We start from the raw sequence: 20,526 nt of genomic DNA on the forward strand, positions 1-20,526 counted from the left end.
CAGCGCACAGGGCATCTCGTACGGGTGTCAGACACGCAGAGTATGTCCCCACGTGTCTGACACCCGTACGAAATGACGTTGGAATCCAAACCTCTCTTCCCGGGTGTCAGACACCGGCCGCATCTCGACGGCCGTTCCAAAGTCAGCCGGTGTCTGACACCCGGGATCACCGTTGCAGCGCACAGGGCATCTCGTACGGGTGTCAGACACGCGGAGGGGTTACGCTGTCAGACACGCGGAGTATGTAACCTCGGATCATAAACAAACCTCTCCCGCCGCACGACTTCGATCCGCTTGGCATCCGGATGCGCCGGATTGAGAAGAAAATTGCAGTCCGGCACTCCCCGGCAAGCCACGATCGCGCTGGGTACCTGCAAGAGCGCCGACACGCCCGACGCGACCCAGTAATCGCCCGCCTCTTGCGCCGCTTCGGCGAACGGCACGGCGTCCCAGAAGGGGTAGTCCTCCTGCATCTGGTCCAGGGTCAGGATCTGCCTGCCTTCGTGCACGGCGCGCGGCACCGACAGTTCGATCAGATAGCGGTTGGCCTGTTCCGAAGCCCGCGCCGCGAAATGCACCACCGTCTCCAGCACCGCCAGGGCCACGCACGACGAGGCATAGACCACGGCCGTGCCCGGGCTGTTGTAGCGGCCGCCCACGGCCGCCGCGCCGCCGCCGGTCAGGTCGTCCGCGCGGTACTTGCCCGCCGTCGTGCCGATGCGCCACAGCGAAACGCTGGGGCTTGCTGAGCTACCTTCGTGCTCCGCCCTGGAGCGGCCCGGCAAGCTCATGCGTACACGCCCGCGGCCGCGCGGGCCAGCGTGTCCTCGACGATGCGGCTGCTGGCGTCCGAGGTCAGCAGCGACAGCGGCTTGACGTTGCCCAGCGCGGGCACGGGCGTATTCAGCCACAGCACCGCCTCTTCCTCGCTGCCCAGCACCTGGCGGGCCACGCGCACCACCCGCGCCACGCGGGCCAGGCGGTCGGATTCGCCCAGCGGCAGCATCAGGCCCTCGCGTGTCCAGCGCGACAGCGACGCCGCCTTGACCTCGGTGATCGCCATGATTTCCGACTTGGGCACCTGCAGGTAGTCGGCGGCGTCGTCCACCATCTGCGCGGGCAGGCCGCGGCTTACGTCGCGCGCCATCTCGATCAGGGGACTGTCCACCAGCCCGCGGAACAACTGCTTGGCCCGTGCAGCCCCATGGCGGGGCGGACGCTTGGCGGTCGCGCCGCGCTTGGCGGGGGATTTGCCGGCGATGGCGAGGGTCATGGCGCTCTCCTGGGTGGCCGCAGCCCAAGGCTGAGGGAATTACCAAATTGAATTCATGATATCCCATTTGGTAATCCCATGCCCAGGCCGGGCCCGGCAATGGCCGCCGCCGCCGGCTTCCCGGCATGCGCCGGATTTGGGCCTATCATAGGCGGCTGTAACACGATCGATCAGACACTAAGAAAGGACAGGCAATGACGGACCGGCAGCTCACGATACTCGCGGCGTTGAATCTCATGGTGGCGGTGGGCGCGGGGGCCTTCGGCGCCCATGGACTCAAGCGCATGATCACGCCCGAACTGCTGTCCGTCTGGCAGACCGGCGTCCTGTATCACCTGATCCACGCGCTGGGCCTGTTCGCCGTCGCGCTGCTGGGCGCCCGCTACGGTTCGCCCTTGCTGTCCGCCGCCGGCATCGTGATGTTCGTGGGCATCGTGCTGTTCTCCGGCAGCCTGTATGTCCTGTCGCTGACGGGCACGCACTGGCTGGGCGCGGTCACGCCCTTCGGCGGCGCCGCCTTCCTGGCGTCCTGGGCCATGGTGGCGCTGGCCGCCTACCGCGCCCAGGGCTAGGGCCCGCCTTTCCCCTTCCCTTCACACGGCGGCAGGAACCGCCGCTTTCCCAGGCTGTAGATGTCCACCTCCACCGCATTGCCCGCCGCCCAGAACCATTCCGCCATCGCAGGGATCGCCTGCGTGGTGGGCGGCATCTTTTTCCTGACCCTGAGCGACGCCAACGCCAAATGGCTGGGCGCCAGCTACAACCCGCTGCAGATCCTGTTCCTGCGCGCCCTCATCGCGCTGCCCTTCGTCATGGCGCTGGCGCTGTGGCTGGGCGGGCGCCGGGTGCTGCGGACCGCGCATCCGGGGCTGCACCTGGCGCGCGGCGCCATCAACGTGGTGTCCGCCTGTTGCTTCTATCTGGGCCTGCGCGCCCTGCCCCTGGCCGAAGCCACGGCCATCGCGTTCGCCGCGCCGCTGTTCGTGACCGCGCTGTCCGTGCTGATCCTGAAGGAGCGCGTGGACGGCAAGCGCTGGCTGGCGGTGCTGGCGGGCTTCGCCGGGGTGCTGATCGTGGTCCGCCCCGGCACGTCGGCCTTCCAGGCCGCCACCCTGCTGCCGCTGACCACCGCCCTGCTGTACGCGGTGATGATGATCACCGCCCGCGGCATCGGCCGCGGCGAAGGCATGCTGACGACCACCTTCTACATCGTGCTCGGCCAACTGGTATGCAGCGCGGTCGGCCTGCCCTGGGTCTGGCGCGCGCCCGCCATGGACGACCTGCCGTACTTCGGCGCCGTGGCGCTGTTCAGCACGCTGGGCCTGGCGCTGATCACGCAGGGCTTCCGTATCGGCCCGGCCTCGGTGGTCGCGCCCTTCGACTACACCGGCCTGGTCTGGGCCACGATCCTGGGCTGGATCTTCTGGCGCGAGGCGCCGGACGCCTATGCCTACCTGGGCGCCCTGTTCATCGCGGGCAGCGGCGTGTACATCGCCGTGCGCGAAGCGCGCGCCAAGGCCCGGACGCGCCGGCCCGCCACGGCCTGACGGGCCGCTATTCGGTGGGCGGCGGGAAATTCCGGCGCAGCACGCGCGCCACGTTCGGCTCCTGCGCGGCCTCCCGCGCCACCGCGCTCAAGGCCGGGCAGGCCGCCTCGAACCACGCCGGCCCCGGGCGCCAGTGCGTCATCACGGTGATGTACAGGTCCAGCGCCGAAAACCGCCGGCCCAGCATGTGCGGCGAGCCGGCCTGGCGTTCCAGCTCCTGCCACAGTTCGGCCCGCCGCGTGTGCACGCGTTCGCGCAGCAGGTCGGCGGGCGCGCCCGCGGTGGTCCATTGCGGCGGATCGTCGCCATAGGTGAACGTGGGGTAGATCGCGCCCACCAGGCGGATCAGCAGGTTCAGGAAACGCGCCCGTTCCGGCTTGTCCGCGGGCGGCGCCAGCCCGGCCTGCGGCGCCACGTCGTTCAGGTGCAGGATCATGGCCGCGCTTTCGGTCATGACTTCGCCGTCCGGCAGGACCAGGGTCGGCACCTGCCCCAGCGGATTCAGCCGCAGCAGCCGGTCGCGTTCCGGCCCGGGCTTCAGGTAGGGCACGTCCGTCAGCGTGTGCGGCACGTTGGCCAGCACCAGCGCCATTTCGACAATGGCGGATCCGCAACCCGCCGACCCGATCAGTTCATACGGTTTCATGGCATTCACCCTCCGGATTCCGCCGGCGCCACCCGCAGCAATTCGCCGGGCGAAGCGTCGGTCAGCACGTAGACATAACCGTCCGGCCCCTGCCGCACGTCGCGGATGCGGCGCTTGCGGTCGTCCAGCAGGCGCTCCTGCGCCACCACGCGGTCGCCGTCCAGCGTCAGGCGGATCAGATTCTGGTCGGCCAGCGCGCCGATGAACACGGAATTGCGCCATGCCGGAAACCGGTCCGCGTCGTAGAACGCCATGCCGCTGATCGCGGGCGACCGGGGCCACCAGTACAGCGGCGGCTCCATGCCAGGCAGGGTCTCGCCCTTGGCTTCGGGTATCGGCTGCCCGGAATAATTGATGCCGTAAGTCGCCAGCGGCCAGCCGTAGTTCCGGCCCGGCCGGATGAGGTTGATCTCGTCGCCGCCGCGCGGCCCATGTTCGTTTTCCCAGAGTTCGCCCGACCAGGGATTCAGCGCCATGCCCTGGGGATTGCGGTGCCCGTAGGACCAGATTTCCGGGCGGGCGCCGGCCTGGCCGACGAAGGGGTTGTCGGGCGGCACCGAGCCGTCGGCCTTCAGGCGCACCACCTTGCCCTGGAGCTTGCCCAGTTCCTGCGCGGTGGGCCGCTGGTTGTTCTCGCCCAGCGAAATGTACAGATAGCCCTTGCGGTCGAAGACCAGCCGCGACCCGTAGTGCAGGCCGGACGACAGCTTGGGCTCCTGGCGGAACAGCACGCGGAAATCCTCCAGGGCCGCGCCGTCGGCGGACAGGCGCCCGCGGCCCACGGCAGTGCCGCTCTTGGAGCCGTCGGACTCGGCATAGGACAGGTAGACATAGCGGTCGGCGGCGAAGTCCGGCGAGAGCGCAACGTCGAGCAAACCGCCCTGCCCCTGCGCCGCCACCTTGGGCACGCCGGCCAGCGGCCTGGACAGCCCGCCCGGCACGCGCAGCAGCCGCAGGCCGCCGGAACGCTCGGTGATCAGCACGCCGCCGTCGGGCAGGAACGCCATGGACCAGGGATGATCGAGCCCGCCCGCGACCGCGGTGACGCGGGCCGCCACGGACGGCGGTTCGGAAGCCGGCTGCGCGGGCGCCGCGAACGCCGCGGACAGGGTCAGAAGCAGGGAAAAAGCGCGCGTGTTCGCGGCGAGGCGTGGCGGCATGGACATCTCCGGCGGCAACTCGGTTGAATGCGTCGTGTCGGGGCCCGGAACGCCGGGAGCCCCCGCGGAGGGACGCGCGGGTGGCGTACCATATCGGCCAGGGACGGGTGCCTCCCGTCCTTCCTTCCAGGAGACTCCCTTACATGAAACTGTACTACATGCCCGGCGCGTGCTCGCTCGCTTCCCACATCGTCCTCGAATGGATCGGCAAGCCCTACGAAACGCACAAGCTCAGCCGCGACGAGCTCAAGGGCCCCGAGTTCCTGAAGATCAATCCGCTGGGCGCCGTGCCCGCGCTGGCGGACGGCGACTGGACGGTCACGCAGAACGCCGCCATCCTGGAATACCTCGCCGAACAGGCCCCGCAGTCCGGGCTGCTGGGCGACGGCACGGCCCGCTCGCGCGCCGACGTGCGCCGCTGGCTCGGCTTCATCAATTCCGACGTCCACAAGACCTTCTCGATGATCTTCGGCGCGCAGCGCTTCCTGGCTGAGGAAGGCGCGCAGAAGGAGCTGGCCGGTTCCGCTTCCAAGTTGCTGACCAGGCTGTTCTCGCAACTGGACGCGCAACTGGCCCGCAAGCCCTACCTGACCGGCGCCGCCCCCTCCATCGCCGACGCCTATCTCTACGTGGTGCTGCGCTGGGCGAACGCCAAGGAAGTCGACCTGTCGGGCCAGAACAACCTGGCCGCATTCTTCAAGCGCATGGAAGCCGACAAGGGCGTCCAGGCCGCGCTGAAGGCCGAAGGCCTGTAATCGCCGGGGCGCCCCGGCCTCAGCCGGCGGCGTCCGGGATTCCCGGCAGATCGCCGGACGCCCCTTCGGCCGGGCGCCCTTCCTCCAGCGTTTTCTTCACGGCCGCCAGGAAGCGCCGCGCCAGCAGCGGCGGCGCGCTCAGGTTCGAATGCGTGGCCCAGATGTCCACCCAGGCCGCCGGCCGTATCGGCCGCAGCGCCATGTGCGCGGCCTGATCGGGCGCGACGCACCAGGCGTCCACCAGCGCCGGCCCCAGCCCCTGCTGCACGAATGAGCAGGCGGTCACCGGGGAATGCACTTCCACCGCCGCCGGGCAGGCGCCCCGCTCGCCGAAGAACGGCTGGAGCGCGCGGGCCAGCGGCGTATTCTGCGGATAGCCGATCCAGGCCGCGGTCGAGAAGTCCTCGGGGCGCAGCACCTCGCGGGCGGCCAGCGGATGCGCGGCCGGCAACACGCAGATCACCGGCACCCGGGCCAGGTGCAGGGAGGTCAGATTGGGATGGTCCGGCGGCTGCATCGAGATCCCGATGTCCGCCTGGCCCGACAGGAAGTACGCGGCCAGTTCGTCGAAGGTGACGCTGCGGTAGTCCACCCGCGCGCCGGCGTTGCGGCTGCGGAAGCGGTCCAGGGCCATCGGGATCAGGCGCTGGCCGAAACTGGCGCTGGCGACGATCTTCAGCATGCCGGCGCCCGATTGCGCCAGGCTGGCGGCCAGGTCGTTCACGCGCTGGATGCCGCCGTACACCTGCTCCACTTCCGCATACAGCCGCCGCGCCTCGGCGGTGGGCGAAAGCCGGCTCTTCACGCGTTCGAACAGCCGATAGCCCAGGCGGCTTTCCGTCAACGCAAGCACCCGGCTGACCGCGGGCTGCGACACGTGCAGCATCCGTCCCGCCCCGCTGATCGAGCCGGCCATCATGATGGCCCGGAACACCTCGATCTGCCTCAGGTTCAACGGCCGTCCGGCAGTCGGCCCCACCTCGTCCGCATAGGCGTCCGCGTCCATTTTTTCCCCCGCGTTTTCGTGCCAAATCAATAACGGCCGATTATAGGTTTTCGACATTTTTCGATGACGGAGACAGACCGCCCCGGGTGTAATCTGCCGGCCTCGACCACAATAGAAACAGGGGAAACCATCATGCGCAACCTATTCTTCCGCGGCCTCTCCGCGCTGGCGCTGGGCGCGGCGCTGTCGGCCACCGCCGTCGCCGGCTATCCGGACAAGCCCATCACCTTCGTCGTGCCGTCCGCGGCCGGCGGCTCGCCCGACGTGCTGTCGCGCCTGATCACGACCCAGTTGGCGCGCGACACCGGCGCCACGCTGGTGGTCGAAAACCGCCCCGGCGCGGCCGGCAACATCGGAATCGCGCTGGTCAAGCGCGCCTCGGCCGACGGCTACACCGTCGGCTACGGCAACATCAACACCCTGGCCGTGAACCGCTCGCTGTTCAAGCGCCTGCCCTACGACGTGGACCAGGACCTGGCACCCGTCGCCCACCTGTTCGACCTGTACAACGCGCTGATCGTGCCGGCCGACTCGCCCGTCAAGAGCGTGCAGGACCTGATCGACCGCGCCCGCAAGGCGCCCGGCCGCCTGTCCTACGGCGCCTCCGGCGTGGGCACGACCGGCCACATGGGCGGCGAACTCTTCAAGAGCATGGCCAAGGTCGACGTGATGTTCATCCCGTACAACGGCGGCCCCGCCGCCATCCAGGACCTGCTCGGCGGCCGGCTCGACTACCTGTTCGTGAACACCTCGGAAGCCGCCCCGCTGGTCAAGAGCGGCAAGGTCCGCGCCATCGGCGTCAGCAGCCTGAAGCGCCTGCCGCTGATGCCCGACGTCCCGACCCTGGACGAAGCCGGCGTGAAAGGCTACGAAACCGTTTCGTGGGGCGGCGTGGTCGCCCCCAAGGGCACGCCCGACGACGTGGTGGCCACGCTGAACGCGGCCATCCAGAAGGCGCTGCAGGCCCCCGACGTGCGCGCCGGCCTGGCCACGCTGGGCGCGGAGCCCGCCTCCGGCTCGCCGGCCGAGTTCAAGCAGTTGATCGACCGCGAAACCGCCAAGTGGCGCCAGATCATCGAATCCGCCGGCATCGAGAAGCTCGACTGAACATGACGGCATCCCGCTTGCAGGCAGACTTCATCGTGGCGGGCGCCACGCTCATCGACGGCTCGGGCGGGCCCGCCCGCCAGGGCGACCTGGCCGTGCTGGACGGCAGGATCGCGGCCGTGGGCGCCTTCGAGCACCCAGCCGGCGCGCCCGTCGTCGACGGCCGGGGCCGCGTCCTGGCGCCGGGCTTCATCGATTCCCATACCCACGACGACGGCTACCTGCTGGCGCATCCCGACATGCTGCCCAAGGTGTCGCAGGGCATCACCACGGTCGTCACCGGCAACTGCGGGATCAGCCTGGCGCCGCTGGCACGTACGGAGATTCCGCAGCCGCTGGACCTGCTGGGCCCCGCCCCGCTGTTCCGCTACGGCACGTTCCGCGCCTGGACGGACGCCCTGCGCGACACCCCGGCGGCCGTCAACGTGGTGCCGCTGGTGGGCCACACCACGCTGCGCGTGGCGGTCATGGAAGACACCTCGCGCGCCGCCGACGGCGGCGAACGCGCCGCCATGCGGGAACTGCTGGAAGAAGCGCTGGACGCGGGCGCCTTCGGCGTCTCCACCGGCACGTTCTATCCGCCCGCCAGCGCCGCGCCCACCGACGAGATCATCGACGTCTGCGCCCCGCTGCGCGGACGCCCCGGGGTCTACGCCACGCACCTGCGCGACGAGGCGGACCATATCGTCCCGGCCATGGAGGAAGCGCTGCTCATCGGCCGCGAGCTGGGCTGCCGCGTCGTGTTCTCGCACCACAAGCTGGCGGGCGAGCGCAATCACGGCCGCAGCCGTGAAACGCTGGATCTCATCAGCCGCGCCGCCGCCACGCAGCCCGTGTGCCTGGACTGCCACCCGTATCCCGCCACCTCCACCATGCTGCGGCTGGACCGGGCCCGGCTCGCCAGCCGCACCATGATCACCTGGTCCAAGGGCTATCCGCAGGCCACCGGGCGCGATTTCGGCGAAGTCATGGCCGAACTGGGGCTGGACGACGAAGCGGCCATCGCGCGCCTGGCGCCGGCCGGCGCCATCTACTTCCTGATGGACCCGGCCGACGTCAACCGCATCTTCGCGCATCCGCTCACGATGGTGGGCTCCGACGGGCTGCCCTTCGATCCGCATCCGCACCCGCGCCAATGGGGCACCTTCACCAACGTGCTGCGCACCCTGGTGCGCGAACAGCGCCTGCTGTCCCTGGAAGCCGCCATCCACAAAATGACCGGCCTGGCGGCCGACCAGTACGGCATCGCCGGGCGCGGACGCCTGCGCGAGGGGTATCATGCTGACTTGGTGCTGTTCGATCCCGCCACGGTGACAGATGTGGCCACTTTTTCAGCTCCCATTCAGGCAAGCCACGGCATCCAGGCGGTTTGGGTCAATGGCAAGCGCGTCTGGGATGGGGAACGGACGGGCGCCGAACGCCCGGGCCAGGTTCTGGCGCCCGGCGATGCATTGTCTCGGAGTGAATAACGTGAATACCTATTCCCAGGGTTGTTACCTGGGTGTATTGGGCGGCATGGGGCCCATGGCCGGCGCGGCCTTTGCCCTACGCCTGGCGGCGCTGACGCCCGCCGATGTCGACCAGCAGCACATCCCCACCCTGCTGCGCAACGATCCCCGCATTCCCGACCGTTCCAGCGCCTACATGGCCGGCGGCGAAAATCCCCTGCCCCACATGGCCGAAGGGGTGCGCTTCCTGGAGCGGGCCGGCGCGCAGCTCATCGCCATCCCCTGCAACACGGCCCATCTCTGGTACGACCAGATCGCCGCGTCCACGCGCCTGCCGGTGCTGCACATCATCCAGGCCGTCATCGAAGACCTCCGGCGCCTGGGCCTGCCCAAGGGCCGCATCGGCCTGATGGGCACGGCGGCCACGCTCAAGCTGGGCCTCTACCAGCGGCACCTGGAAGCGCAGGGCTACGAATGCATCGTGCCGGACGACGACGAAGTCGAACGCTACTGCATGGGCTCGATCCGCGCCGTCAAGGCCAATCGGCTCGAAGACGCTTTTGCTCCCGCCGCCGAATGCATCGCCCGCCTGAAGGCGCGCGGCGCCGACGCCGTCGTGCTGGGCTGCACCGAACTGCCGCTGGCCGTGCCGCACGCGCTGCGCCCCAGCCTGGGCATCACGCTCACGGACTCCATCGACGCGCTGGCCCGCGCGGCCATCGCCCACTACCTGGACGAACAGGCGCAGGAGCGGGTCGCAGCGTAGGAGGCATGCGGGCACCTTGGGTAGGTGTCTGACACCCTGGGCATCATGGGGAGTGTCTGACACCCTGGGTAGGTGCCCTTCAACCTGAGCCGGCGTACCAAAGATACCGTCTTGGCCGTCAAGCGATCAGACGTAGTCTGGTCGGTATCGTGATCGGGTTTTAAGCACGCCGAAGCATAGATGCACCAGCTTTCTCATGGCCGCGCCGAGCGCGGCCATTCTGCTTTTGCCCGCCAGCAGCAGTCGCTCGTAGAGCGCGCGGATATGGGGATTGCGACGAATGCCGACGATGGCAGCCATGTAGAACGTGGCACGCACCCGAGCAGGACCGGCCTTTGACAGGTGCGCACGGCCATTGAGGCTGGTGCCCGACTGACGCTGCACGGGAACCAGCCCCAGATAGGCCGCCAAGGCCTCGGCAGACTCGATGCGTTTGCTATGCATGATCGACAGGATCGCGTTGCTGGCCTGCGGGCCGATGGCCGGGATGCTGGTGAGCAACTCCCGGTCTTCCTTCAAATCGGGATGGCGGTCGATGTGGTCATCGATGGCCCGCTCCAGGCGCTTGATCTCTTCGCGCAGGAACGCAATGGCCTTGGCGATGGAACCTTCGACCAGGACGGGCAGATCACTGAACTGCGTTTTCTCCTGCCGGTTGAGCTCACGCAACAAGTCTTTGCTCAGCGCGTTGCGCCGCGCCAGCAAGGCACGCAACTGCCGCGCATGCAGGGGCGCGGGGTGCCATAGCGCCGGCTTGAGCGCCTGACCGTAACGGGCCAGCACGTAGCTGTCGATCCCGTCGGTCTTGGAGCGCACCGCCAGCGCACCCGCGAAGTCGCGCACCTGGGCTGGATTCACCACGGAGACACTGACCGAAGCGTCATGCAGCGCGGTGGCGGCCTGTTCGTGATACTGCCCCGTCGGTTCGAGTACGGCGTGTAACTGCTGCGGCTGGGCGCCTTGCTTGGCGCACCATTGCAGCAGCGTCTGGATGCCGGCTACCGAATTGGGGACGACCTTGGTCTTGCGTTTGTCTCCTTCACTGCCCAGCAGCGCGCAATCCAGTTTCGCTTTGGAGACGTCGATTCCTAGAAAAAACATGACTTAGCTCCCTTGCCGATTCCAAAGAAGCCCGCTGCGCCCACTTGCCTTGTACATGCAGGGTCCAAATGCCCTAGGCTACCGTCCAGTGTCCAGCCGGCTCAGAGGTGCGGATTCGAGGCTTAATCTTTCGAGCAAAGTCCAAGCTTTGGGTGTCAGAACAAGCTGCTCGAATCCGCTGTGGTGATAGCTAATCACCACGGGGACCAAGATACAAGGGTGTCAGACACTGGCAGATGCCGCCTCATGCGAGGTGTCTGACACCCTGGGTAGCCGCCCTTCAACCTGAGCCGGCGTACCAAAGGGTGTCAGACACTGGCAAGCGCCACGTCCGGCCAACATCAACCTCCCAGGTACGCCTTGCGCACCTGGTCGTTGACCAGCAAATTGGCCCCGGTGTCCTGCAACACGACGCGGCCGTTTTCCAGCACGTAGCCGCGGTCGGCCACGCCCAGCGCCTTGTTCGCGTTCTGCTCCACCAGGAACACCGTCACGCCCTGCTCGCGGATTTCGCGGATGATGTCGAAGATCTGCGCGATCACCAGCGGGGCCAGGCCCAGCGTCGGTTCATCCAGCAGCAGCAGGCGCGGACGCGTCATCAGCGCGCGGCCGATCGCCAGCATCTGCTGCTCGCCGCCCGACATCAGGCCGGCGCGCTGGCTGGCGCGTTCCTTCAGGCGCGGGAACAGGCCGTAGACGTGGTCGATGCCCGCCTGGATCTCGTCGCGGTTCGAGAAGAAGCCCCCCATCTTCAGGTTCTCGGCCACCGTCAGGTCCTTGAAGACCCGCCGCCCTTCGGGCGAAATGGCGATGCCGCTGCGCATGATGTGGTGCGTGTCCTTGTGGGTGATGTCCTCGCCCTCGAACGTGATCGTGCCCACCTTCGCCCGGGGGTTGCCGCAAACCGTCATCAGCAGCGTCGTCTTGCCCGCGCCGTTGGCGCCGATCAGCGTGACGATCTCGCCCTGGTTGACTTCCACCGACACCCCGTTCAGCGCCTGGATGGCGCCGTAGTAGGTATGTATGTTTTCCAGCTTAAGCATCATTCCTCCCCCAGGTACGCCTTGATGACGCGCTCGTCGTTGCGCACCTGCTCGGGGGTGCCGGTAGTGATGGGCTTGCCGTGTTCCATGACGAGGATGCGGTCGGAAATGCCCATGATCAGGCTCATGTCGTGCTCGATCAGCAGGACCGCGACGCCGAACTCGCGCCGCAACTGGTCGATCAGCGATTGCAGGTCGCGCTTTTCCTGGGGATTCAGGCCCGCGGCCGGCTCGTCCAGCATCAGCAGGCGCGGCTTGGTGATCATGCAGCGCGCGATCTCCAGGCGGCGCTGGTGGCCGTAGGCCAGGTTGCCCGCCTCGCGGTTGGCGAACTCGCGCAGCCCCATGAAATCCAGCCACTGGGCAGCGCGCGACAGCGCGTCGGCTTCCGACTGGCGATACGACTTGAGCTTGAGCAGGCCCGGCAAGAGCCGCGACTCCACCTGGGTGTGCTGGGCGACCAGCAGGTTCTCCAGCACGGTCAACTGCTTGAACAGCCGCACGTTCTGGAACGTGCGCACCAGCCCGTGGCGCGCCACCTTGTGGCTGGGCAGGCCGGTGATGGCCTTGCCGTCCATGGTGATATCGCCCGCGGTCGGCGAATAGAAGCCGCCCACGCAGTTGAACACGGTCGTCTTGCCGGCCCCGTTGGGGCCGATGATGGCGAACACCTCGTCGGATTTGACTTCGAACGCCACGCTGTCCACGGCCAGCAGGCCGCCGAACCGCATGGTGAGCCCGGAAACTTTCAGCAATGCCTCGCTCATTTGGCCAGCTCCACGTGGGGACGCTTCATGGGCAACAATCCCTGCGGACGCCACATCATCATCAATACCATCACCAGGCCGAACATCAGCATCCGGTATTCGGCGAACTCGCGCGCCACCTCGGGCAGCACCGTCAGCAGCACGGCCGCGAGAATCACGCCCACCTGCGAGCCCATGCCGCCCAGCACCACGATGGCCAGGATCAGCGCGGATTCGATGAACGTGAACGACTCGGGGTTCACCATGCCCTGGCGCGCCGCGAAGAACGCGCCGCCGAAGCCGGCGAACATGGCGCCCAGCGTGAACGCGGACAGTTTGATGCGCGTGGGGTTCAGCCCCAGCGAGCGGCACGCGATCTCGTCCTCGCGCAGCGCTTCCCAGGCGCGGCCGACCGGCATGCGGATCAGGCGCGTCGACACGAACAGCGTGACCAGGGCCAGCAGCAGCGCCATCAGGTACAGATAGACCACCATGTGCTGGTTCTGGAACGTCCATCCCATGAAGTCATGGAACGTGGTGCCCCCTTCCGTGCTGGCGCGGCGCGTCATTTCCATGCCGAAGACCGTCGGCTTCGGAATGCCGGAAATGCCGTCCGGGCCGCCGGTCAGCGTGTTCAGGTTGATCAGCAGCAGGCGGATCATTTCGCCGAAGCCCAGCGTCACGATGGCCAGGTAGTCGCCGCGCAGCCGCAATACCGGGAAGCCGAGAATGAAGCCGAACAGCGCCGCCATCGCGCCCGAGAACGGCAGCGCCTCCCAGAAGCTCCAGCCGCCCCAGTGGTACAGCAAGGCGTAGGTATAGGCGCCCACGGCATAGAAGCCGACGAAACCCAGGTCCAGCAGGCCCGCGAAACCGACCACGATGTTCAGGCCCAGGCCCAGCATCACGTAGATCAGCACCAGCGTGGCGATGTCCACCGAACTGCGTCCGGCGAAGAACGGCCAGATCACCGCGATCGCCAGGAGCAGCAGCGCCAGCGGCTTGTGGGTCCTGGCGGGCGCCGCCGGCAAGGTCGGCAGGCCCGTCTTCAGTTTCTGGAACGGTTTGGCGATCCAGGGCCGCAGCAACTGGAACACGAACACCACCGCGGCGGCGATCGCCACCAGCGACCAGTGCGCCTCCATGGTGGTGCGCGCGCCCTGGCGGATCAGTTGCAGGCCGAATACCGGCGTGACGATGACCGCCGTCAGCACGGCCGCCATCGTGGCGTTTTTGAGATTGTTGTTCGACATCAGACTTTTTCCACCTCAGGTTTGCCCAACAGCCCGGTGGGACGGAACAGCAGGATCAGGATCAGCAGCGAGAACGCCACGATGTCCTTGTACTGCGACGAGATGTAGGCGGCCGCGAAGGTCTCGGCCAGGCCCAGCAGCACGCCGCCGAGCATGGCGCCCGGGATGCTGCCGATGCCGCCCAGCACCGCCGCCGTGAAGGCCTTGATGCCCGCCAGGAAGCCGATGAAGGGATTGAGCTTGCCGATGGTGATGGCGATCAGCACGCCGCCCACCGCCGCCAGGATCGCGCCCATCACGAACGTGAACGAGATCACGCGGTTGGTGTCGATGCCCAGCAGATTCGCCATGTGCATGTCCTGCGAGCAGGCGCGCGACGCGCGGCCCATGCGGGAATACTTGATGAAGAGCGTCAGCGCGATCATCAGCGTCACCGTGACCAGGATGATCATGATGCGCGAATACGGGACCGTCACGTCGAACTCGGATCCCATGTGGAACGTCCAGGCGCCCGACACCAGCGAAGGCACGGCCATGTCGCGCGCGCCCTGGCCCAGGGCCACCCAGTTCTGGAGGAAGATCGACATCCCGATGGCCGAGATCAGCGCCACCAGGCGCGGACTGCCCCGCACGGGACGGTAGGCGACGCGTTCGACCGAAAAGCCGTAGATGCCGGTGACGACGATGGCCACGACCAGCATCGCCGCGATGATGAACGGCATGGGCAGGCCGCTGTTGGTGCCGATGGCGGTCAGGGTGACCAAGCCGACATAGGCGCCGATCATGTAGATTTCGCCGTGGGCGAAGTTGATCATACCGATGATGCCGTAGACCATTGTGTAGCCGATGGCGATCAACGCATAGATCGCGCCCAGAGACAATCCATTGAAGAATTGCTGGGTAAGTTGGGGTATGAGGTCAGACATTATTTCTCTTGCTCCAAATAGTTCCGGCTCCGGTAGAGAGACCCGGAGCCGGAAACCTGGGCGTATTTCATAAGGGCCTGCCACCGGCCCCTGCCGGCCGCACAGCGCTTTTGGCGCATCGCTACGCGGATTACGGCAGGACGAAGACGACAGGCCCTACACGCCGGCGACCCGCCGGCGGGATCGCGAGTTTACAGCTGGGTCTTTTTGCCGTCCTTGTCCCACTTGTAGACTGCGAATTCGAAGTTCTTCAGATCGCCCTTGGCGTCGTACTCGACCTTGCCGATCCCCGTGTTGAAAGCCGTCTTGTGCATGTAGTCGGCCACCTTGGCGGGATCCTCGCCCACCGCGGTAATGCTGTCGGCCAGGATCTGCACGGCGGCGTACGCCGGCATCTGGAACGCGCCGTCCGGATCGCGCTTGGCGTCCTTGAACGCCTTCACGATGCCTTCGTTGCCGGGCAGCTTGGTGAAGTCGGCGGGCAGCGTGACCAGCAGGCCTTCGATGGCCGGGCCGGCGATCGCCACCAGGTCCTGGTTGGCCGTGCCTTCCGGACCCATGAACTGGACCTTCAGGCCCTGTTCGCGCGACTGGCGCAGCAGCAGGCCCAGTTCGGGGTGGTAGCCGCCGAAATAGACCAGGTCCACGCCGGCCGACTTCAGCTTGGTGATGATGGCCGAGTAGTCGCTGTCGCCGACGTTGATGCCTTCGAACATCGCGACGTTCACGCCTTCCTTGGCCAGGCTGTCCTTGACCTGGGTGGCCACTCCCGAACCGTAGGTCTGCTTGTCGTGCAGCACGGCGACCTTCTTGGGCTTCAGGCTCTTGGCGATGTAGTTCGCGGCGTACGGGCCTTGCTGGTCGTCGCGGCCGATGGTGCGGAAGAAGAAATGCGGCTTGATCGTGTCGGTGACCAGCGGCGAAGTGGCGCCCGGGGTGATGCCGACGATGCCTTCTTCTTCATAGACCTTCACGGCGGCCACGGTCACGCCGGAGCACGCATGGGCCACGGCGAACTTGGCGCCGGAGTTGACCACGCGGTTGGCGGCGGGCACGGCCTGCTTGGGTTCGCAGCCGTCGTCGATGAGGATGGGCTCGAGCTTCTTGCCCTTGACCCCGCCCTTGGCGTTGATGGTCTCGATGGCGGTCAGCGCGCCAGCCTGGATCTGGTCGCCGTACTGCGTATTGGGACCGGTCATGGGCTGGGGAATGCCGATTTTGATCGTGTCGGCTGCGTGCACGGCGCCGGCCAGGGCAAGCGCCCCAAGCGCGACGGCTACCGGGGTAAGACGATGCAGAAACTTCATGCGGAGTTCTCCAGCGAGGTTTTGAGCGGCTCTGTTCGATGCGGCTTATCGGGTGGGTGCCCCGTAATCCGTATCGCCCGTCGCCGGCTTCTTGGGCAAAAATACGGTGTGGCCGGTATTCTGGAAGCAAGGCGCCATACTGTCACTGCGTGTAATCCCCAATATTTTTACGACTGCCTTTAATCGTGACGCATGATCTCCGCAAACCCGTGAAATCACTGGAGAAATCGCAAACAGACCTTAATAAGGCACTGGCGCCGCGCGAAAACCTGTGCTTGTTTTTTTATTCGCGATCGCATTAATACGCTGTTTAAACAAGCATTCAAATACAGTACTTACGCGGGCCTTACGGATAATGCAGATTGGCCCATGGCGCGCCTGCGCAGCAGCGCGACAAACGCGCGGCAGGCCCGGCTCTGCGGCGCCGCGTTATTGAACAACAGACCCGGCGTGCGCATCGGCGTGGGATTCTCCATGGGGATCATGCGCAGCCCCGGGTCCGGCGCGATCGCGCTGGCGGCGGCGATGGCGCCCACGTTCATGCGCGCAACCATGCCCAGCATGGCGGCGATGGTATTCATCTCCGCGATGACCTCGGGCGTCGCGCCCGCGGCCTGAAAGCACTCGTCCAGTATCCGGCGCGTGGAAAAGCCGGCCGGCAGCATCACCAGCGGTTCGCGATGCAGTTCGATCATGCGGATGCGCCGACGGGCGGCCAGCGGATGGCTGGCCGACACCACCAGTACCAGTTCCTCGTTGAACAGAGGTTCGAACCGCAGCTCGCTGGCGCCTTCGGGCCGGTACGCCACGCCGATGTCCAGCCTGCCGGCCTCGAGTTGCTGGACGATGGCGTCGGCCGGCAGCTCTTCGATCAGGACTTTCACCCCGGGACTGCGTTGCAGCAACTGCGCCACGCAGTCGGGAATGAAGTTCAGATTGAAAGTATGGGTGGTGCCGACGCGGACCTGGCCGGTCACCAGCGCGACGTCCTGCTTGATCGCGCCCAGCCCCTGGTCGATTTCCTTGAGCGCGCGCTGGGCGTAGGCCAGGAAGGTCTCTCCCGCCTCCGTCATCACCACGCGCTTGCCGATCCGCTCGAACAGGCGCTGCCCGATCTCGTCTTCCAGTTGCCGTATCTGGTGGGACAAGGTCGACTGCGTGACGTGCACGCGTTCGGCCGCGCGCGTGAAATTGAGCGAGCCGGACAGCGCGATGAAGTATCTGAGATGCCGCAGTTCCATGCCATGCCCTCCCCATCAATCGATGGCATCAATGATGATCGAATATATTAATCATTTTTATCTTTGGTCGGGGGCCGATAGTCTTGCAGTTCGCAGCAACCGCAAGAGGAACATTCATGTCCAAGGTATTGGATGGCATCACCGTAATCGAACAGGGAACGTTCATTACCGGGCCGGCGGCCGGCATGCTGCTGGCCGATCTGGGAGCGGACGTCATCAAGGTGGAGCAGCCCGGCGCGGGCGATCCGTTCCGGGCTTTCAAGGGCGGGCTGTACAGCCCGCACTACCAGACCTACAACCGCAACAAGCGCAGCATCGAGCTCGACGCCAAGAACCCCGACGACGCGCGCGTGTTCGACGAGCTGATACGCGACGCGGACGTCTATATCCAGAATTTCAGGCCCGGCGCCGCCGAGCGCCTGAACGCGGGCGAGGAGCGGCTGCGCGCCATCAATCCGCGCCTGGTGTATTGCGCGATCAGCGGCTTCGGCCAGACCGGCCCGGCCGCCGCGCGGCCGGCCTACGACACCGTGGCGCAGGCCGCCAGCGGATTCCTCAACCTGCTGGTGAACCCGGACAATCCTCGCGTCGTGGGGCCGGCCATCGCCGACTCGCTCACGGGCTTCTATGCCGCCTACGGCATCCTCGGCGCCCTGGTCGAACGCGGGCGCACGGGCCTGGGTCGCAGCGTCGAAGTGTCGATGCTGGAGGCGATGTGCCATTTCAATCTGGACGCCTTCACCCACTTCTTCTCGGAAGGCGAAGTCATGGGCCCGTACAGCCGGCCCAGCGTATCCCAGTCCTATGCCCTGACCTGCGCGGACGGCAAGAAGCTGGCCCTGCACATGTCCTCGCCGGAGAAGTTCTGGCGCGGGCTGGCCAATGCCATGGAACGGCCCGACATCCTGCAGGACCCGCGCTTTTCCACGCGCGAAGGCCGCATCGTCCATCACGAACAATTGATCGCCGTGCTCGATGGCGTCTTTGCCGGCCGCACGCGCGAACAATGGTGCCGGCGCCTGACGGACGAGGACGTGCCGCATGCGCCGATGTACGACACGGCCGAAGCCCTGCAGGACCCGCAGGCGCGCCATCTGCAACTGGAGATCGAAGGCGCCCATCCCACGCTGGGCCCCTGGCGCACCGTGCGCTCGCCGGTCAGCTTCGACGGCCAGCGCGCCTGCGAGGTCACGCCCCCGCCCCTGCTGGGCGAACACAACGCCCAGATCCGCGCCGCGCTGGCGAGCCGCAATCCTTCCTCCCGGGACCCGTCATGAAAATAGGCAAGAACACCATCCCCCGCAGCGCCATCTGCACCTCCGACGAGCACACGATCGTGGTGCGCGGCGAAGACCTGTGCAAAGACCTGATCGGCCGCATTTCCTTTACCGACTACTTTCACCTGCTGGTCACCGGACGCCGCCCCGACGCCGCGGCCACGGCCGTGCTGGACGCGACGCTGATCGCCATCGCCGAGCATGGCTTCGTGCCCAGCGTGCAGGCCGCCCGCATGACGCTGGCGGCCGCGCCCGACGCCATGCAGGGCGCGGTCGCCGCCGGCCTGCTGGGCTGCGGCTCGGTGATCCTGGGCGCCTCGGAAACGGCCGGCCGGCTGTTCGCTGAAATCAAGGATTGCGCCGAGCAAGGGCAAACGGACCTGGACGCCGCTGCGCTCGACGTGCTCAAGCGCTACCGCGCCGAGGGCAAGGCCATCCCGGGCTACGGCCATCCCCTGCACAAGACCCGCGATCCGCGCGTGGCGCGGCTGTTCGAGGTGGCGCAGGAATGTGGCGCGGACCAGACCTACGTCCAGATCGCCGAAGCCGTGGAACGCCAGATTCCCGCGGTGCTTGGCAAAGCGCTCAAACTCAACGTGTCCGCCGCCATCCCGGCGGTGCTGCTGGGCGCCGGATTTCCGCTTCAAGCCCTGCGCGGCGTGCCGCTGCTGGCGCGCACCGCCGGCCTCATCGCGCATCTCAATGAAGAACTCCAGCAGGCGGCGGGCTTTGCGCTGTCCTACCAGGCCACCCGCGAACTGCAATACGACGGCAAGGTTCCGGCCGGATTCGGAAAATCGGACCACTAAGCACCACGACGCCGGCGCGCCCGCCGCCCCCGTGGCTGCTGGCCGCAAGCCGCGCTAAAAAACAGGAGACAACCACAATGCAACCGACCTTTGCCTGCCCGCGGGCCTTCCGCAATAGTTCCGTGCGCCGCGCTCTCGCGGCGCTGGCCCTGGGCGCCTGCGCGCTGGGCGCGGCCGCCCAGCCGGCGCGTGCCGCCGCCTTTCCCGAACGTCCGATAAAAATGATCGTGCCGTTCGGGCCGGGCACCACCACCGATACCGTGTCCCGGATGATGGCGGACGCCATGTCCAAGTCGCTGGGACAGCCCGTCATCATCGAGAACCGGGCCGGCGCCGGCGGCTCCATCGGCACCGAACTCGTCGCGCGCGCCCCGGCCGACGGCTATACCCTGGTGATGGGCACGGTCGGCACACACGCCATCAACAAGGCCCTCTATCCCAAACTGGGCTACGACCCCTTGCGCGATTTCAAGCCGGTCGCGCTGGTCGGCTACACGCCGACGCTGCTGGTGGTCGGCGCCGGCTCGCCGATACGCACGCTACAGGACCTGGGGGCCGCCGCCGCCAAGCCCGGCGGCATCAGCTTCGCCTCCGCCGGAACCGGCACCTCCGGGCACCTGGCGGGCGAACTGCTGAAATCGCGCCTGGGCGGCACCATGGTGCACATCCCTTACAAGGAAGGCAGCCAGGCCCTGACCGACGTCATGTCGGGCCAGACCCAGTTCATGTTCTACCACCCCCTGGCCGTACTGCCGCACATCAAGTCCGGCAAGCTGCGCGCGCTGGGCACCTCCGTCATGCGCCGCAGCGCATCCGCGCCGGACGTGCCGACCATCGCCGAACAACTGGGCGGCGATTTCGACCTGCAGGCCTGGTTCATGCTGTACGCGCCCACCGCCACGCCCGCCCCCGTCCTGCAAACCCTGCGCGAATCGGCGGCGGCGGCGCTGTCCAATCCGGACATCGTCGCCAAGCTGGAAGCGCAAGGCCTGGAGAAAAGCGACGTGCCCATGGCCGGCATCGACAAGTTCGGGCAGGACGAACTGGCCAAGTGGTCGGACCTGATCCGGCAATCCGGCGCCCAGGCCAACTAGGCGGGGCCGGCGCCGTCGCGG

The 20,526-nt window shown here is 67.1% G+C and carries 21 protein-coding genes; 9 read left to right on the forward strand and 12 right to left on the reverse strand.

The annotated features are described in order from the left end of the window. Window positions 1–227: 227 nt before the first annotated feature. Together WHX56_RS20095 and parS are read right to left on the reverse strand one after the other, a co-directional pair. Window positions 228–791: an RES family NAD+ phosphorylase gene (locus tag WHX56_RS20095; protein WP_338878786.1), complete on the reverse strand. Its 564-nt coding sequence runs from the start codon at window positions 789–791 to the stop codon at window positions 228–230. Beyond that, complete coding sequence (gene parS, locus WHX56_RS20100) at window positions 788–1,273, reverse strand: type II toxin-antitoxin system Xre/ParS family antitoxin (RefSeq protein WP_129244479.1); 486 nt, start codon at window positions 1,271–1,273, stop codon at window positions 788–790. Before parS ends, WHX56_RS20095 begins: the two co-directional genes overlap by 4 nt. Window positions 1,274–1,467: 194 nt before the next feature. Between parS and WHX56_RS20105 the strand changes: the two genes are divergently transcribed. Both WHX56_RS20105 and WHX56_RS20110 read left to right on the forward strand, forming a co-directional pair. After that, the gene (locus WHX56_RS20105; RefSeq protein WP_338878787.1) at window positions 1,468–1,845 is read left to right on the forward strand and encodes a DUF423 domain-containing protein; all 378 of its coding nucleotides are present in this window, start codon (window positions 1,468–1,470) and stop codon (window positions 1,843–1,845) included. 60 nt (window positions 1,846–1,905) lie between these two features. Beyond that, entirely contained in the window at window positions 1,906–2,820 is a 915-nt protein-coding gene (locus tag WHX56_RS20110) for a DMT family transporter (protein WP_338878788.1), read from the forward strand. A 7-nt stretch (window positions 2,821–2,827) separates the two neighbouring features. Here WHX56_RS20110 and WHX56_RS20115 read toward each other — a convergent pair whose 3' ends face one another. Then, complete coding sequence (locus WHX56_RS20115; protein WP_338878789.1) at window positions 2,828–3,466, reverse strand: glutathione S-transferase; 639 nt, start codon at window positions 3,464–3,466, stop codon at window positions 2,828–2,830. 5 nt (window positions 3,467–3,471) lie between these two features. Continuing rightward, entirely contained in the window at window positions 3,472–4,626 is a 1,155-nt protein-coding gene (locus WHX56_RS20120) for a PQQ-dependent sugar dehydrogenase (RefSeq protein ID WP_338878790.1), read from the reverse strand. 143 nt (window positions 4,627–4,769) lie between these two features. On the opposite strand from WHX56_RS20120, the gene WHX56_RS20125 reads away from it, so the two are divergent. Next, window positions 4,770–5,381, forward strand: a complete 612-nt coding sequence (locus WHX56_RS20125) for a glutathione S-transferase family protein (protein ID WP_338878791.1) — start codon at window positions 4,770–4,772, stop codon at window positions 5,379–5,381. Between the two features lie 19 nt (window positions 5,382–5,400). On the opposite strand, the gene WHX56_RS20130 is transcribed toward WHX56_RS20125, so the two are convergent. Further along, window positions 5,401–6,387 (reverse strand): LysR substrate-binding domain-containing protein, encoded by a 987-nt coding sequence (locus WHX56_RS20130; protein ID WP_338878792.1) that lies wholly within the window; start codon window positions 6,385–6,387, stop codon window positions 5,401–5,403. Window positions 6,388–6,519: 132 nt separating this feature from the next. Between WHX56_RS20130 and WHX56_RS20135 the strand changes: the two genes are divergently transcribed. From WHX56_RS20135 to WHX56_RS20145, 3 genes are read left to right on the forward strand one after another with little or no spacing between them, the layout of a single operon-like run. Further along, complete coding sequence (locus tag WHX56_RS20135; RefSeq protein WP_287755723.1) at window positions 6,520–7,494, forward strand: Bug family tripartite tricarboxylate transporter substrate binding protein; 975 nt, start codon at window positions 6,520–6,522, stop codon at window positions 7,492–7,494. Window positions 7,495–7,496: 2 nt separating this feature from the next. Beyond that, on the forward strand, window positions 7,497–8,963 hold the full coding sequence (locus WHX56_RS20140) for a D-aminoacylase (protein WP_338878793.1): 1,467 nt from the start codon (window positions 7,497–7,499) through the stop codon (window positions 8,961–8,963). Then, the gene (locus tag WHX56_RS20145; protein WP_422393611.1) at window positions 8,941–9,708 is read left to right on the forward strand and encodes an aspartate/glutamate racemase family protein; all 768 of its coding nucleotides are present in this window, start codon (window positions 8,941–8,943) and stop codon (window positions 9,706–9,708) included. Before WHX56_RS20140 ends, WHX56_RS20145 begins: the two co-directional genes overlap by 23 nt. Window positions 9,709–9,834: 126 nt before the next feature. Here the strand turns inward: WHX56_RS20145 and WHX56_RS20150 are convergent, their stop codons facing one another. The 7 genes from WHX56_RS20150 to WHX56_RS20180 form a co-directional block, all read right to left on the reverse strand. Continuing rightward, window positions 9,835–10,809 (reverse strand): IS110 family transposase, encoded by a 975-nt coding sequence (locus WHX56_RS20150; RefSeq protein WP_338878794.1) that lies wholly within the window; start codon window positions 10,807–10,809, stop codon window positions 9,835–9,837. Window positions 10,810–11,150: 341 nt separating this feature from the next. After that, window positions 11,151–11,852 (reverse strand): ABC transporter ATP-binding protein, encoded by a 702-nt coding sequence (locus WHX56_RS20155; protein WP_287755725.1) that lies wholly within the window; start codon window positions 11,850–11,852, stop codon window positions 11,151–11,153. After that, window positions 11,852–12,619: a high-affinity branched-chain amino acid ABC transporter ATP-binding protein LivG gene (gene livG, locus WHX56_RS20160; RefSeq protein ID WP_129244459.1), complete on the reverse strand. Its 768-nt coding sequence runs from the start codon at window positions 12,617–12,619 to the stop codon at window positions 11,852–11,854. Before livG ends, WHX56_RS20155 begins: the two co-directional genes overlap by 1 nt. Next, window positions 12,616–13,851, reverse strand: coding sequence for a high-affinity branched-chain amino acid ABC transporter permease LivM (locus WHX56_RS20165; RefSeq protein WP_165360287.1), 1,236 nt, complete (start codon window positions 13,849–13,851; stop codon window positions 12,616–12,618). The genes livG and WHX56_RS20165 overlap by 4 nt, the downstream gene beginning before the upstream one ends. Further along, a complete protein-coding gene (gene livH, locus WHX56_RS20170) occupies window positions 13,851–14,777 on the reverse strand; it encodes a high-affinity branched-chain amino acid ABC transporter permease LivH (RefSeq protein ID WP_129244455.1) in 927 nt (308 codons plus the stop codon). The genes WHX56_RS20165 and livH overlap by 1 nt, the downstream gene beginning before the upstream one ends. Before the next feature lie 191 nt (window positions 14,778–14,968). After that, on the reverse strand, window positions 14,969–16,084 hold the full coding sequence (locus WHX56_RS20175; RefSeq protein WP_129244453.1) for a high-affinity branched-chain amino acid ABC transporter substrate-binding protein: 1,116 nt from the start codon (window positions 16,082–16,084) through the stop codon (window positions 14,969–14,971). Window positions 16,085–16,419: 335 nt separating this feature from the next. Beyond that, window positions 16,420–17,325 carry a LysR substrate-binding domain-containing protein gene (locus tag WHX56_RS20180; protein WP_338878795.1) on the reverse strand — a complete coding sequence of 302 codons (906 nt, stop codon included), beginning with the start codon at window positions 17,323–17,325 and terminating at the stop codon, window positions 16,420–16,422. Window positions 17,326–17,441: 116 nt separating this feature from the next. Here WHX56_RS20180 and WHX56_RS20185 point away from each other — a divergent pair, with 116 nt between their 5' ends. The 3 genes from WHX56_RS20185 (at window position 17,442) to WHX56_RS20195 (ending at window position 20,505) form a co-directional block, all read left to right on the forward strand. Next, window positions 17,442–18,602 carry a CoA transferase gene (locus WHX56_RS20185; RefSeq protein ID WP_338878796.1) on the forward strand — a complete coding sequence of 387 codons (1,161 nt, stop codon included), beginning with the start codon at window positions 17,442–17,444 and terminating at the stop codon, window positions 18,600–18,602. Beyond that, window positions 18,599–19,411 carry a citryl-CoA lyase gene (locus WHX56_RS20190; RefSeq protein ID WP_338878797.1) on the forward strand — a complete coding sequence of 271 codons (813 nt, stop codon included), beginning with the start codon at window positions 18,599–18,601 and terminating at the stop codon, window positions 19,409–19,411. Before WHX56_RS20185 ends, WHX56_RS20190 begins: the two co-directional genes overlap by 4 nt. Window positions 19,412–19,488: 77 nt before the next feature. Continuing rightward, window positions 19,489–20,505 (forward strand): tripartite tricarboxylate transporter substrate binding protein, encoded by a 1,017-nt coding sequence (locus WHX56_RS20195; RefSeq protein ID WP_338878798.1) that lies wholly within the window; start codon window positions 19,489–19,491, stop codon window positions 20,503–20,505. Window positions 20,506–20,526: the final 21 nt, after the last annotated feature.

The organism is Achromobacter veterisilvae (genome assembly GCF_037619525.1).
Lineage (GTDB): Bacteria > Pseudomonadota > Gammaproteobacteria > Burkholderiales > Burkholderiaceae_B > Achromobacter > Achromobacter veterisilvae.

Excerpts from the sequence above, each read along its gene's own strand:
- WHX56_RS20095 (WP_338878786.1), bottom strand. The coding sequence starts at position 791 with ATGAGCTTGCCGGGCCGCTCCAGGGCGGAGCACGAAGGTAGCTCAGCA.
- parS (WP_129244479.1), bottom strand. The coding sequence starts at position 1,273 with ATGACCCTCGCCATCGCCGGCAAATCCCCCGCCAAGCGCGGCGCGACC.
- WHX56_RS20105 (WP_338878787.1), top strand. The coding sequence starts at position 1,468 with ATGACGGACCGGCAGCTCACGATACTCGCGGCGTTGAATCTCATGGTG.
- WHX56_RS20110 (WP_338878788.1), top strand. The coding sequence starts at position 1,906 with ATGTCCACCTCCACCGCATTGCCCGCCGCCCAGAACCATTCCGCCATC.
- WHX56_RS20115 (WP_338878789.1), bottom strand. The coding sequence starts at position 3,466 with ATGAAACCGTATGAACTGATCGGGTCGGCGGGTTGCGGATCCGCCATT.
- WHX56_RS20120 (WP_338878790.1), bottom strand. The coding sequence starts at position 4,626 with ATGCCGCCACGCCTCGCCGCGAACACGCGCGCTTTTTCCCTGCTTCTG.
- WHX56_RS20125 (WP_338878791.1), top strand. The coding sequence starts at position 4,770 with ATGAAACTGTACTACATGCCCGGCGCGTGCTCGCTCGCTTCCCACATC.
- WHX56_RS20130 (WP_338878792.1), bottom strand. The coding sequence starts at position 6,387 with ATGGACGCGGACGCCTATGCGGACGAGGTGGGGCCGACTGCCGGACGG.
- WHX56_RS20135 (WP_287755723.1), top strand. The coding sequence starts at position 6,520 with ATGCGCAACCTATTCTTCCGCGGCCTCTCCGCGCTGGCGCTGGGCGCG.
- WHX56_RS20140 (WP_338878793.1), top strand. The coding sequence starts at position 7,497 with ATGACGGCATCCCGCTTGCAGGCAGACTTCATCGTGGCGGGCGCCACG.
- WHX56_RS20145 (WP_422393611.1), top strand. The coding sequence starts at position 8,941 with ATGCATTGTCTCGGAGTGAATAACGTGAATACCTATTCCCAGGGTTGT.
- WHX56_RS20150 (WP_338878794.1), bottom strand. The coding sequence starts at position 10,809 with ATGTTTTTTCTAGGAATCGACGTCTCCAAAGCGAAACTGGATTGCGCG.
- WHX56_RS20155 (WP_287755725.1), bottom strand. The coding sequence starts at position 11,852 with ATGCTTAAGCTGGAAAACATACATACCTACTACGGCGCCATCCAGGCG.
- livG (WP_129244459.1), bottom strand. The coding sequence starts at position 12,619 with ATGAGCGAGGCATTGCTGAAAGTTTCCGGGCTCACCATGCGGTTCGGC.
- WHX56_RS20165 (WP_165360287.1), bottom strand. The coding sequence starts at position 13,851 with ATGTCGAACAACAATCTCAAAAACGCCACGATGGCGGCCGTGCTGACG.
- livH (WP_129244455.1), bottom strand. The coding sequence starts at position 14,777 with ATGTCTGACCTCATACCCCAACTTACCCAGCAATTCTTCAATGGATTG.
- WHX56_RS20175 (WP_129244453.1), bottom strand. The coding sequence starts at position 16,084 with ATGAAGTTTCTGCATCGTCTTACCCCGGTAGCCGTCGCGCTTGGGGCG.
- WHX56_RS20180 (WP_338878795.1), bottom strand. The coding sequence starts at position 17,325 with ATGGAACTGCGGCATCTCAGATACTTCATCGCGCTGTCCGGCTCGCTC.
- WHX56_RS20185 (WP_338878796.1), top strand. The coding sequence starts at position 17,442 with ATGTCCAAGGTATTGGATGGCATCACCGTAATCGAACAGGGAACGTTC.
- WHX56_RS20190 (WP_338878797.1), top strand. The coding sequence starts at position 18,599 with ATGAAAATAGGCAAGAACACCATCCCCCGCAGCGCCATCTGCACCTCC.
- WHX56_RS20195 (WP_338878798.1), top strand. The coding sequence starts at position 19,489 with ATGCAACCGACCTTTGCCTGCCCGCGGGCCTTCCGCAATAGTTCCGTG.